This is a genomic window from Acidithiobacillus ferrooxidans ATCC 23270 (assembly GCF_000021485.1).
Lineage (GTDB): Bacteria > Pseudomonadota > Gammaproteobacteria > Acidithiobacillales > Acidithiobacillaceae > Acidithiobacillus > Acidithiobacillus ferrooxidans.
In genome coordinates this window covers 320,108-332,500 of record NC_011761.1, presented here as the reverse complement: position 1 = coordinate 332,500, position 12,393 = coordinate 320,108, and the positions used below count along the sequence as shown (strand labels likewise).

Genomic DNA, 12,393 nt, shown 5'->3' with positions numbered 1-12,393 from the left:
GTAGGGCTGGTCGATGGTCGTCACCGGTGTACCCACCTTGACCATTTTGAAGAGCTGGACCTCGTTTTCGGGATAGACGTGGAAGCAGCCATGACTCACCCGCATGCCGACACCCCAGGGTTTATTGGTGCCGTGAATGAAAATCTGCGACCAGCCCGTTTCCAGGGCCAGTTCACCCATGGGGTTGTCAGGACCGGCGGGGAAGAACGCAGGTATGGGTTCTCCCACTTTGGCGTGCTCCTCCTGTATATTTTTGGGCACTGTCCAGGTGGGGTTTTTAACTTTGGCAATGATGCGGGTACTACCCAGCGGATTCGGCCATTTTGGGCGGAAAATGCCTACCGGATAGGTGTAAACCACGTTCTGACCCGGGGGGAAATAAAACAGGCGTCGCTCCGGGACATTGATGATGATCCCCGTCCAGGGCTTGGGGGGAAGAATATACTGGGTGGGCACCAGCACCCGGGTTCCCGCCCCGGGAAGCCAGGGATCCACACCGGGATTGGCCGCACGGATTTCGTTATAGCCGACATCATAGTGGCGGGCGATATCGAGCAGGGTATCCTGATGCCTGGCGATGACCACCTGAAGCTGGCCGACCATGTTGCTGCCGGGTGCGGGCAGGGAAAACTCTGCGGCAAGGGCAGTGCTGGAAAACAGGATCGCACAACCGGCAAGGAGACTTGGGATAAGAAGAGATTTCATGATGCAGTATTTTCCTGGACTTGTTGAATGTGAGTAAGGTCAATTTCGACGTCACCGTCGAGCCGGCGCAGACACAACCACTCCCTGCCCTGCTCGGTCCAGACGTCGAGAATAATGCCGTCCTGCCATGAACCATCCGTCATGTGTAGACGCGCTGGACGACGCCGCATCGCGGCGAGCTCCAAAGCGCTGTGCAATTCGCAACTGATGGGTTTGTAGGCCGAATGCACGAGTCACGCCTGAATGACGGTCATCCCGCCGAGGTAGGGACGCAGGGCGGCGGGAATACGAATACGGCCATCGGCCTGTTGATGGTTTTCCAGAAGCGCAACCAGGGTGCGGCCGACGGCGAGTCCGGAGCCATTGAGGGTATGGACGAGTTGCGGCTTGCCGTCTTCGGCACGATAGCGCAATTGCAGGCGACGCGCCTGAAAGCTTTCGAAATTGCTGCAAGAGCTGATTTCTCGGTACTGATTCTGGCCCGGCAGCCAGACTTCGAGATCATAGGTTTTGGCAGCACTGAAGCCCAGATCGCCGGCGCAGAGAGCCGTCACGCGATAGGGCAGCTCCAGCAGTTGCAAGACCTTTTCGGCATGGGCGGTGAGCGTTTCGTGGGCCTGAGCGGAATCTTCAGGGCGGACGATCTGCACCAGTTCCACCTTGTCGAACTGATGCTGGCGGATCATGCCGCGGGTATCGCGCCCATAGGCCCCCGCTTCACGGCGAAAACAGGGGGTGTAGGCGCAGAAACGCTGCGGCAGGCTGGCAACGATCTCGCCACGCAACAGGTTGGTGAGCGGCACTTCGGCGGTGGGGATCAGGTAATAGGGGTCGTCTCGTAAGGCGAAGAGGTCTTCTTCGAATTTGGGGAGTTGCCCGGTACCATACAAGGAATCGGCGTTGGCGAGAAAAGGCGGTGCGATTTCCGTGTAACCGTGTTCCGTCGTATGCAAATCCAGCATGAATTGCGTCAGGGCGCGCTCGAGACGGGCACCGGCGCCACGCAATACCACAAAACGGGTGCCGGCAAGGCGTGCGCCCGCCGCAAAATCGATGATACCCAGGGCCTCGCCCAGTTCGACGTGGTCGCGGGGCGGAAAAGCAAAGGTGCTGGGCGAGCCCCAGTGACGCAGGACTACGTTATCCGCTTCATCGCGGCCGTCGGGCACCGAATCCTGCGGGATGTTGGGCAGACCGATGGTCAGCGTATCCCATTCGGCAAGGGTACGTTCCAGTGATTGCTCCAGGGTCTTGATCTCCTCGCCGTTCGATGCTGCCGCGGCCTGCATCGCACCGGTATCGAGCCCCTGACGGCGCGCCTGACCGATCTGTCTGGAAGCTTCATTGCGGGCGTTGCGAAGCTGTTCCAGCTGAATTTGCAGGGCTTTGCGCTGCTGATCGAGGGCATTCAGGGCAGCCACATCGAGGGTGAAGTGGCGGCGAGCGAGGCCGGCAGCTACGGTTTCCGGGGAGCTGCGCAGCAAGCTGGGATCAAGCATGGGGTTTTTTCTCCCGGTCAGGTTGACGATGAGCGTTTATCCAGCGCAAACGCTCCTGAATGCGGGTTTCCAGACCGCGGTCGCTGGGGTCATAAAAATGGGCCTGGGGCAGACCGGGGGGCAGATAAGACTGTTCCGGAGCAATGGCATCAGGATAGTCGTGATCGTATTGATATTCCCGGCCGTAATCCAGTGTTTTGAGCAGCGCGGTGGGCGCGTTGCGCAGGTGGAGAGGCACTTCTGCACTCCCGCCGCCTTTGACGACGGCACGCACGGCATTCCATGCGTCGTATACGCGGTTACTTTTGGGACAACTGGCGAGATAGACCGTAGCCTGCGCCAGAGCCAGCTCCCCCTCGGGCGAACCAAGAAAGGCGTAGGCGTCCTTGGCGGCGAGGGCCATTTCTAAAGCCCGTGGGTCGGCAAGGCCAACATCTTCGGAAGCCATGCGTACCAGACGACGGGCAAGGTAAAGGGGGTCGGCGCCGCCGTCGAGCATCCGCGCCAGCCAGTAGAGGGCCGCGTCGGGGTCGGAACCGCGCAGGGACTTGTGAAAAGCGGAAATTTCGTCGTAAAAGGCTTCCCCCCCTTGGTCGAAGCGTCGCCAGGAGTGACCGCTGGCTGCGGCGACGATCCCGGCGGTGATCTGTGTTTTACCCTCCCGTGCCGGTGCCAGTTGTACCGCGAGGTCGAGCAGGTTGAGGAGACGGCGCGCGTCGCCGTCGGCGGCGGTCAACAAGCCCTTGCGTACTTCCGGGGACATCTCTATCGCCAGTGCCCCCAGACCGAGCACCCTGTCGGCAAGGGTATGATCGAGGACGGCGCCGAGTTCTTCTTCGGTCAGGGCCTTGAGGACGTAAACCCGCGCCCGGGACAGCAGGGCATTGACCAAGGCGAAACTGGGGTTTTCCGTCGTTGCGCCGATGAGAGTCACGACGCCTTCTTCCACATAGGGTAGCAAGGCATCCTGCTGGCTTTTGTTGAAGCGATGGATTTCATCGATGAAGAGGACCGTGCCCTGCCCCAGGGACTGGGCGGCCTCGGCGCTACTGACGGCGGCGCGGATCTCGCGCACTCCGCTGTTGACGGCAGACAAAATCTGAAAGTGGCGGCCGGCGGTGTGGGCCAGGAGTTGCGCCAGGGTGGTTTTGCCACTGCCTGGCGGGCCCCAGAGGATCATGGAGTGCAGATGCCCGGCCTGCACCATGGCCTGCAGCGGGCCTTCCTTGCCGAGCAGATGGCGCTGCCCGGCGTAAGCGTCCAGCGTCTGCGGGCGCATCCGCGCCGCCAAGGGACGAGGGTCGGTGGACGATGCTGCCATAAGAATCTTCCGGAGACAGGTTGTCCGTCAAAAATCCCGGGAAATTGCGGCACCGAAGTTGAAGATACTGGCTTTATACGTGCCTGCAAAGCCGGGGTAATAAGACGTCGTGTTGCCGGAGAGGGCATAGGAGGCACCTATGTCGTAATGCCATGCGCCCAGACCGATACCCAGCCCGAAGGAGGCCAGATTGCTGCTGGTTCCCGGCACCGCCGCATCAAAACTCGAGCTGTTGCCGGGGCTGCCCTCATGGGCGAGGCCACCGCGGAGCTCCAGATTCTGATTCAGATGATAGCTGAGCCCGAGGCGATAGGCCAAGGCAGACTTCCAGCCGAGGCTGCCATAGCCAGGTAACCGGGCATTGCTCCAGTCATTCCAGTCCACATCCAGTTCGCTCGCAAAGCGTGGGGTAAATCGGTAGCGGACACCGGCCTGTACGCGACTGGGGAGGTCAATGCTGCCGCCGCCCGACGAAACGCTGGCCGCGGAGCGATAACTGAGTCCCGCATTGAAGCGCTCGGTGGTGTAGAAAAGCCCGACGTTACCGCCGACGCCTCCGCCGGTGCCCGAATTCGGGCCAAAGGTTGCACTCAGCGCCTGGTAATAATCCAGACCCACTCCAACGCTCAGGTTGGGGAGCAGCAGATAGGCAACCCCCGGATTCACATCAATGATCCGCAGGTCATTTTTTAGCGAAGATTGTCCGGGAAAGGTCCCGGCGGGCCAAGTGGCGTTGATGCTGTAGGGTGAAGTGATGCCGAGACCCACCGCCAGTGGCAGATCATTGAAACGATGGGTCACAAAGAGATCGGGCAGAATCTGCAGATTGCTGCTCGCATCGATGCTGCTACTGCCGTTATCCACCTTGTAAGCTGGGCGCGTTGCGAGAATATCCAGACCCACCCGGGTACCCGGAAAGAAGACCATATCTGCGGGATTGTCGGCAAAACTGCTGACGGGTCCGCCGTCGGCCACCGTGGCGCCGGCTTCCGAAAGCCCCACCACGGAGGTCGGCGCGGCAAAACCCGCGGCATGGGACTGCGCAGCCACTAACAGACCGAGGGTAACGAGGACGAGGCGGGTCTTCAAAGCCAACATGCAGTACTCCAGGAAATATTATTGAGAGAGAACATCTACGCCGGCAGGCGGGGTGAACTGAAACTCCTGCGCCGAAATGGGGTGATTGATCCTGATATGCTCAAAGCGGAGGACGGTCTGTTGCTGGAAAGCGTCTTCCATGCGCATCTCGCGCAGCGCGCCCTGTGCATCAAAGCCCAGGCGCAACGCGGTGAAGCCCTGATCCTGCCCCGTTTTGGGATGCAACAGCAGCCAGCGGAGTCCGTCTTTTTCGCCCAGGTCTGTAATCCTGAAGCGCCGGCCAAGGTCATCGTTACCCGCGATCAGCGCCGCAGGGGTGGACCCGATAGCTTTGCCGAGGGGCTGCACCGTGGCCTGTTCCAGAGCCGGTTCATAAAGCCAGACCTTCTCACCGTTGGACACGATGGTTTGCCCGTTACGGCCGTCGTAGTCCCAGCGGAATTTGCCGGGGCGGGAAATCCACAGCTTGCCACTGGTACGCTTGACGATCCGGCCGTCATGGTTGGCTACTTCCTGACGGAACTGGGCCGTGATGGTGTGGGTTTTCTGGAAAAAATCCTGCAACATCGCCAGACCCGTGGCGGCAGCCGCGAGCTGGATACCGCCCAAAATCAGCAGCGGCACCAGAAACCAGCGAGCCAGGCCCGAAGCCCGTGATGGGTCGCGCCTGAGGCGCAAACGGTCAGTCACGACCAGGGGGTGCTGCTGCATAGATTTCTCTGCTCCCGTTACTTTGCAAGGGACCGACCACACCAGCCCGCTCCATCTCTTCGATCATGCGGGCGGCCCGATTATAGCCCACCTTGAGTTGCCGCTGCACGTAAGAGATACTCGCCTTGCGACTGCTGGTGACAATGGCCACCGCCTGATCATAGAGCGGATCGGCATCTTCACTACCCTCCCCGTCCATGCTTTCCCCATCGCCACCTTCACTACCCTGTAAAATACGCTCGTCGTATTGGGGCGCGCCCAGTTGGCGCAGGGACTCTACCACACGATGGACTTCGTCGTCGCTGACAAAGGCCCCATGCACCCGCAACGGATAACCGGAGCCGGGAGGCAGGTAGAGCATGTCGCCCTGGCCGAGCAAGGTTTCCGCGCCCATCTGGTCAAGAATGGTGCGCGAGTCGATACGCGACGAAACCTGAAAGGCAATGCGGGTGGGGACGTTGGCCTTGATCAGGCCAGTGATCACATCCACCGAAGGACGCTGGGTCGCCATGATCAGGTGCAGACCAGCCGCACGCGCTTTCTGGGCCAGGCGGGTGATCAGGGTTTCCACCTGTTTGCCGACCACCATCATCAGATCCGCGAACTCGTCGATGATCACCACGATAGCGGGCAGCACGCTCAAGGCCACGGGTTCGCCGTCCATATCCTTATCCGGGCCCGGCAGGGGATGTCCCGAAGCCGCCGCTTCCCGGACCTTCTGATTATATCCGGCCAGATTGCGCACTCCGGCAAAAGCCATGAGCTTATAGCGCCGTTCCATCTCCGCCACGCACCAGCGCAGGGCATTGGCGGCCTCTTTCATGTCCGTCACCACCGGCGCGAGCAGGTGAGGGATGCCCTCATAGATGGATAGCTCCAGCATCTTGGGATCCACCATGATCAGGCGTACATCCTCGGCAGTCGCTTTGAACAGTATGCTGAGAATCATGGCATTGACACCCACAGACTTGCCGGCGCCGGTGGTCCCGGCTACCAGCAGGTGGGGCATTCTGGCCAGATCGGCGGACACCGGCTGCCCCCCGATATCCTGACCCAATGCCAGCGTCAGCAGACTTTTGCTCTGGGTGAAGCCGTGACTGGAAAGCACCTCGGAGAGGCGCACCGTGCGCCGGTGGGGGTTTGGCACCTCGATGCCCATGGTGGCCTTACCGGGAATGGCTTCCACCACACGCACCCGTGCCGCCAGCACGCGCGAAAGATCTTTGCTGAGGCCCGCAATCTGGCTGACCTTGACTCCCGGCGCCGGTTCTATTTCAAAACGGGTAATCACCGGTCCAGGATGGGCCGCCACCACGGTCGCCTGTACCCCGAAGTCGGCGAGCTTTTCTTCCAACATACGCGACTGCTGCTGCAACGCTTCGGGCTGCAGTTGAGAACCAGGATCTGCCGCATCGGGTGGATCGAGCAGGCCCAGATCGGGGAGGCCATCGGCACGCGGCGGCCCAACCGGAGCCAGCAACGGCAACTGCCGACTGCTTTTAACGGCGGCATGCACCGAACCTGGCCCGCGCTTTTTGGTAGAAAAGAAGCTGGGTGCCGCGGGCGGGGATACCTTTGGCGCAGCGGGCGCCAGCGTGGTGATGGACGCAGGGGCCGCCCGGGCCGGAATCTGACGTCGCAGCGGCCAGCGCAGGTGGGATCTGGGCAAGGCCGCATACAGGGTATGGGCCCGCGCACCATTGCGCCGGCCATACCGGTGAGCAAAAACACGCCGAGACCAAACAGCCCAAGAAACAGCAAGGCACTACCACCCACACCGATGAACGGCCGGGCAAGGGCGCCGGCTTCCTGTCCCAGGATACCACCCGCTCCCGCACCGGCAATGGGCCACCAGCCCGTCGGCCAGGTCAGCGCCAGGAAACTGCTCAGACCCAGCATCATGGCGACAGCGCCCAAGGGCGCCGCCCGGCGCCCCGGATGCTGATGAAACCAGTATCGCCATAGCTGCCAGACCCATGCGCCCAACGCCACGGGCAGGAGCCATGCGACCACACCAAAGACCTGCACCAGAAAATCAGCGATATAGGCACCGGTTTGGCCGCCCCAGTTATGGGCGGGGCCACCCTTTCCGCTGTTGAACCAGCTCGGGTCGGCGGGGTGAAAGCTGATCAAGGATATCGCCACGAACGCCGTGACGCCGATCAGCATCAGCAGTAGCGCCTCGCGGCGCCATGGTTTGGCGCGCGACGGCTGGCCCGGCTTTGCGGGGGCAGGCCGGGAGCCTCGGGACGCATTACGGGCAGCAGAGCTCATGTCGGCACGCTAAACGACCCCTGCGCGGGTGTCAAGGAGATGCGGGAAAGAAAAGGCAAATCAACGCAGTTGTTAGGCGTTTCCAATGGATCGGATCAGGCCACTTCACTGCGCGCGGCTCCATATCCGATCGCTGCCCGGGAGGGACAGGGGTGCGGGAATGATGCTAGACTTTCTCCAGAAGTTCTCCGCTGGCCCGCGCCGGTTCCGCCATGCAGCGGGCCGGCGCGGTACCGTTTCTTTACAGGCAACGAGGTGCCCATGAGCGATCCGAAAAGTGTCATCGATGAAAAACATTGCCGCTTGCTTATCCTGGGCTCCGGTCCCGGTGGTTATACGGCGGCAATCTATGCTGCCCGCGCCAACCTGAGTCCGATACTGGTGCAGGGCATGGAACCCGGCGGCCAACTGATGACGACCACGGAGGTGGATAACTGGCCGGGTGCCGCAGACGGCATCATGGGCCCGGAACTCATGCAGGGACTGGAAAAGCAGGCGCGCCGTTTCGATACCGAGATTCTGTTCGACCATATTCATACCGCCGATCTCCGTCAGCGCCCTTTTCGCCTCAGTGGGGATCAGCATTGCTATACCTGCGATGCGCTGATTCTCGCCACCGGCGCATCTGCCAAATACCTGGGTTTGCCCAGCGAAGACAAGTTTCGCGGCAAGGGTGTTTCCGCCTGTGCGACCTGCGACGGATTTTTCTATCGCGGGCAGGCGGTCGCCGTGGTCGGTGGCGGCAATACGGCGGTAGAGGAAGCATTATATCTCAGCAACATTGCCAAGCATGTCACCGTGATCCATCGTCGCAACAGGTTCCGGGCGGAGAAAATCCTGCAAGACAAGCTCATGGCCAAGGAAAATGTCACCGTTATCTGGGATCATTCCGTGGCGGAAGTGCTGGGCGATGCTTCCGGAGTTACCGGCCTGCGCATTCAGCATGTAGAAAACGGCAGCACCCAGGATCTCGCGCTGATGGGTGTATTCATTGCCATCGGCCATCAACCCAACACCGGAATCTTTAAGGGACAACTGAAGATGGACGAGGGGGGTTATCTGGTTACCCGGGGTGGCCGTGATGGCATGGCCACGGCGACCAGTATCGAGGGGGTGTTTGCTGCCGGAGATGTTCAGGATTATGTATATCGTCAGGCGGTAACCAGCGCAGGAACCGGCTGTATGGCGGCGCTGGACGCGGAGCGTTGGCTGGAGCAGCAACAAGAGGGCTGAACCATGGGGCGGCGGCGGCCGGATCAGCCGGAGGAACAAAAGCGAGTGACCGGGGTGGACGACACCGCTTGCTTTCTGCAAGCGGTAGCGGATGTCCGACCTCTGCCAGCCCCACCCCCTCCCCCACGTCCAGCGCCGCCACCGCCCTTGCCGATACAGCGGCATCAGGACGAGTTGGCGGTTCTTGAAGCGCTGGACGGTGGTCTGCACAGCGACGAAATTCTGGAATCCGGAGACGGGTGGCTTTATTTACGGCCCGGGCTGTCTCCGGCGCTGCTGCGGGACTTGCGCCGGGGTCGGTTCCGGATTCAGGAGCGGCTCGACCTGCACGGCTGCACCGTGGAGGAAGGCCGAGCTGAACTTTCAGCATTTTTGCGGGAAGCGCGACAGCGGCGCTGGACCTGCGTTTGCATCATCCACGGGAAAGGTCTGGGATCCCCCGGCCGCATTCCTGTCCTGAAAAGGCTGGTGGGTGGCTGGTTGATGCGTCATCAGGAAGTGCTGGCATTTGCTCAGGCGCGCCCAGAAGAGGGCGGCGGCGGCGCATTGCGCGTTCTACTGGGCTGGCCCCGTCGCGAATAGGCAAGCCCGACCATAGATCGGGCCTTTAACCGGGGCCGCAACATTGAACAGTTTCGGTACCCCGCCCTCAGCCCAGCGCCGCGTTGCAGGGTATCCGGGTATCCCGCCGCCCCCAACGCTCCCCGACAGGCAAGGCGTTTTCTGCATCGGCCAGAGACGCGAGAATCGGGCAATCAGCCACCCGGCCATGGCCGGGGCAGCAGTCGACCTGTTGCGCAAGGACCGTGCGCATTCTTTGCAAATCGGCGATCTTGCGATCGATCTCGGCAAGTTTCTGCACGGTGAGCGCTTTGATCTCGCCCATGTCGTTCTCCGCACTGCCGCTGATATCCAGCAGTTCTTTCACTTCTGCCAGGGAAAAGCCAAGATTCTGGGCACGCCGGATAAAACGCAGCCGCGCTTCGGCTTCACCGTCATAGAGCCGATAGTTGGACGGGGTCCGCTGCACAGGCCGAATGAGCCCGATCCGCTCATAGTAACGCAAGGTCTCTGCGGCAAGCCCTGCTTCACGCGCCAAACGGCCGATGGTTACCGGAGCTTCCATAATCATCCTCCTCGTTATATGGTGCCATTGGAAGAGTGCATACCGTCCCGAACTATGGTGTCCGTTGCAAGGCCTCTAGTCAACACAAAGGTCAAGGCTTTGCGCTTCCGCCATTTCCCTCCCCAAAAGGCCTTCCACACAACTCGTCGCGAATACGCCCGCAGGGAGGAAAAAACTCAGAATCAGAGTCTGTGCATCCTCCCAGCGACCGCTGAGGTTTTCCGGACGCGCGCGCAAGGGGCGCCGCGCGGCATCCAGCCCTTGTTCTGCAAGACGACGTGCCCAATGGAGGCCATCGTCTGTCGTACCGGCGATGACGGGCCCCGCGCCCAGGGCCGAGGTCTCCAGCGCGGCGGCAACCAGGGTCGGCGCCAACCCGCCACGACCCGGCAAAGGGCCGGTGGGGTGCAGGTCCCAGTCGGTGGCGCGCGCCTGCAAATCCGCGAGATCATCGTCCTCCGCCAGAAAAATGCTGTGCGAGCCCGCCAGTTGCACGACTTCACCCGGCAGAATCTCCGTCCAGTTGGCTTGCCGCACCCGCTCGGCGAGGACCAGATTGAACAGGGCGGAGCGGGCCGCGGACCAGAGCAGGCCGCGCCGATGGCGGTCTACTCGCATCGGCTGTCCGGATAACAGTCGCGCGGCCTCTTGCAAATTTCGGTGCCCGAAGCGCTGGGCACCGAAATAGTTGGGGAATCCTCGTTTCCGGAGAATTTGCAGGCGGGCGTCCCAGAGACTGTGTGCTCCCGTGGTGGCGCGCAAGGTGAGTTGAAAGTGGTTGCCACGTAACACGCCCCGACGCAATTTACGGTCATGGCGGCCGACCTGTAGAAGGTGCAGACTGTCGTCTTCCAGACTGCCCCAATCCGGGTTGCTACCCGCCGTGGCCGGCACCGTAAAACTCTGCCGGGTAACGGCTTGACGATCCTTGAGACCGGCAAAACCCACATCCCGGACCGCCACCCCGGCACAACGCGCCAGACGATTGGCCACATCCTGAGTATTGAGGCCGCGCTTCTCCACTACCAGCCAGTGATGGGCGCCCAAACCGGATGGGGCAAAAGGCAGCAGTTCCGTGACCTGAAAGTCTTCTGGAGACTGCCTCATTTCGGCGCCAAGCAGACCGCTCTCTGCGGGATAGATGCGCGGCAGACTTTCAGACATGCTGAATCAGCACGACGGCGTGGGCGGCAATGCCTTCACCCCGACCGGTATAGCCCAATTGCTCCGTGGTGGTCGCTTTGATGTTGACCGCATCGAGCTCCACAGCGAGGTCAGCAGCAATATGGGCGCGCATCTGCGGAATATGATCTGCCAATTTAGGACGCTGACAGACGATGGTCGCATCCACGTTGCCTACCGAAAAACCTTTCCCCTGGACCAACTGACGACAATGTCGGAGCAGGAGCCGCGAATCCGCACCTTCGAAACGGGCGTCGGTATCGGGGAAATGACGTCCGATGTCGCCCAGGGCAGCCGCCCCCAGCAGGGCATCACAGATGGAGTGAAGGAGCACGTCAGCATCGGAGTGGCCGGCAAGACCGCGTTCATAGGGTACCGACACGCCACCGAGGATCAGAGCCCTTCCCGGCACCAACGCATGTACGTCAAAGCCGTGACCAATACGCATTTGCATGAGATTATCCTTCTTCACTACGCGCCGCGAGAATCGCGGCGGCGAGCATGAGATCATCACTGAGGGTTACCTTGATGTTATCGCCGTGTCCCGGGATCAGGCGGGGACGCCAGCCTTGCGCCTCCATCGCCGACGCCTCATCGGTGATTTGCCGGTTCCCCGCACGCGCGGCTTCCAAGGCCGCCAGCAGCGCCCCGAGAGGGAACGCCTGCGGAGTCAGGGCGCGCCACAATCCTTCCCGATCCACGGTACCTGAAGAGCATCCATCCTCACCCCGCTTGAGGGTGTCGGCAACGGGCACGGCAAGCAGCGCGCCCTGGGGTGCGTTCGCAAGACTTTCCAGTAGCCTCAGGAGATCTTCGCGACGCAGACAGGGCCGGGCGGCGTCATGCACCAGCACCCAATCGGACGGCACCGCGCCCTGTCGCAGCAGCGCCTCCAGACCAAGGCGCACCGAATCGGCACGCAGGCCGCCCCCGACCACCGGGGGCAGGAGCGGCGCCGGCATGGGTCCCAGCAATTCCCGCCAGGCGCCGGTGGCAATATCCTCGCCCGGCAGAACCAGCTGAATGCCGGCAATTCGCGGTTCCCCAAGGAAGGCCGCCAGGGTGTGGGCAATGACGGGACGGTCGCGCAGCAGAACGTACTGCTTGGCCTGCGCCGCGCCAAAGCGCTGTCCCCGCCCTCCCGCCGGGATCACCACCCAGACGCGCTCCATATGCACCCCCAATCTTCTGGACCCAAGCCACCAGCGCGAAGTATCCGCAGTCTTGAGGGAGGACGCAAGAAA

13 protein-coding genes and 1 pseudogene (1 of these 14 running past the window's edge) are annotated in these 12,393 nt (G+C 61.7%); 2 read left to right on the top strand and 12 right to left on the bottom strand.

What is annotated here, in order from left to right; all coding sequences use genetic code 11:
• From AFE_RS01810 to AFE_RS16985, 8 genes and pseudogenes are all read right to left on the bottom strand, one after another.
• A protein-coding gene (locus tag AFE_RS01810; protein WP_009566962.1) for a L,D-transpeptidase family protein crosses the window boundary here: on the bottom strand, positions 1 to 705 show its 5' portion. It extends 339 nt beyond the left edge of the window; only the first 705 of its 1,044 coding nucleotides appear in the window; the start codon lies at positions 703 to 705; its stop codon lies off the left edge, out of view.
• Entirely contained in the window at positions 702 to 935 is a 234-nt protein-coding gene (locus tag AFE_RS01805) for a Rho-binding antiterminator (RefSeq protein WP_009566961.1), read from the bottom strand. The genes AFE_RS01810 and AFE_RS01805 overlap by 4 nt, the downstream gene beginning before the upstream one ends.
• Positions 936 to 938: 3 nt before the next feature.
• The gene (serS, locus tag AFE_RS01800; protein ID WP_009566960.1) at positions 939 to 2,204 is read right to left on the bottom strand and encodes a serine--tRNA ligase; all 1,266 of its coding nucleotides are present in this window, start codon (positions 2,202 to 2,204) and stop codon (positions 939 to 941) included.
• Complete coding sequence (locus tag AFE_RS01795; protein WP_012536116.1) at positions 2,197 to 3,525, bottom strand: replication-associated recombination protein A; 1,329 nt, start codon at positions 3,523 to 3,525, stop codon at positions 2,197 to 2,199. Before AFE_RS01795 ends, serS begins: the two co-directional genes overlap by 8 nt.
• Before the next feature lie 27 nt (positions 3,526 to 3,552).
• Positions 3,553 to 4,623, bottom strand: a complete 1,071-nt coding sequence (locus tag AFE_RS01790) for an OmpP1/FadL family transporter (protein ID WP_009566069.1) — start codon at positions 4,621 to 4,623, stop codon at positions 3,553 to 3,555.
• A gap of 18 nt (positions 4,624 to 4,641) precedes the next feature.
• Entirely contained in the window at positions 4,642 to 5,334 is a 693-nt protein-coding gene (gene lolA, locus AFE_RS01785; protein ID WP_009566070.1) for an outer membrane lipoprotein chaperone LolA, read from the bottom strand.
• A complete protein-coding gene (locus AFE_RS16650; protein ID WP_278415965.1) occupies positions 5,306 to 7,003 on the bottom strand; it encodes a DNA translocase FtsK in 1,698 nt (565 codons plus the stop codon). Before AFE_RS16650 ends, lolA begins: the two co-directional genes overlap by 29 nt.
• Before the next feature lie 98 nt (positions 7,004 to 7,101).
• Positions 7,102 to 7,503, bottom strand: a pseudogene (locus tag AFE_RS16985) (DNA translocase FtsK 4TM domain-containing protein); the annotation flags it as partial.
• A 366-nt stretch (positions 7,504 to 7,869) separates the two neighbouring features.
• Here AFE_RS16985 and trxB point away from each other — a divergent pair.
• A complete protein-coding gene (gene trxB, locus AFE_RS01775) occupies positions 7,870 to 8,841 on the top strand; it encodes a thioredoxin-disulfide reductase (protein WP_009566072.1) in 972 nt (323 codons plus the stop codon).
• 3 nt (positions 8,842 to 8,844) lie between these two features.
• The gene (locus tag AFE_RS01770) at positions 8,845 to 9,423 is read left to right on the top strand and encodes a Smr/MutS family protein (RefSeq protein WP_012536115.1); all 579 of its coding nucleotides are present in this window, start codon (positions 8,845 to 8,847) and stop codon (positions 9,421 to 9,423) included.
• Positions 9,424 to 9,490: 67 nt separating this feature from the next.
• On the opposite strand, the gene AFE_RS01765 is transcribed toward AFE_RS01770, so the two are convergent.
• The 4 genes from AFE_RS01765 to ispD all read right to left on the bottom strand — a co-directional run bounded on the left by AFE_RS01765 (position 9,491) and on the right by ispD (position 12,321).
• Positions 9,491 to 9,967, bottom strand: coding sequence for a heavy metal-responsive transcriptional regulator (locus AFE_RS01765; RefSeq protein ID WP_012536114.1), 477 nt, complete (start codon positions 9,965 to 9,967; stop codon positions 9,491 to 9,493).
• A gap of 75 nt (positions 9,968 to 10,042) precedes the next feature.
• Entirely contained in the window at positions 10,043 to 11,131 is a 1,089-nt protein-coding gene (truD, locus tag AFE_RS01760; RefSeq protein ID WP_009569794.1) for a tRNA pseudouridine(13) synthase TruD, read from the bottom strand.
• A complete protein-coding gene (gene ispF, locus AFE_RS01755; protein WP_009569795.1) occupies positions 11,124 to 11,603 on the bottom strand; it encodes a 2-C-methyl-D-erythritol 2,4-cyclodiphosphate synthase in 480 nt (159 codons plus the stop codon). Before ispF ends, truD begins: the two co-directional genes overlap by 8 nt.
• Before the next feature lie 4 nt (positions 11,604 to 11,607).
• Positions 11,608 to 12,321 (bottom strand): 2-C-methyl-D-erythritol 4-phosphate cytidylyltransferase, encoded by a 714-nt coding sequence (gene ispD / locus AFE_RS01750; RefSeq protein ID WP_012536113.1) that lies wholly within the window; start codon positions 12,319 to 12,321, stop codon positions 11,608 to 11,610.
• Positions 12,322 to 12,393 lie beyond the last annotated feature (72 nt).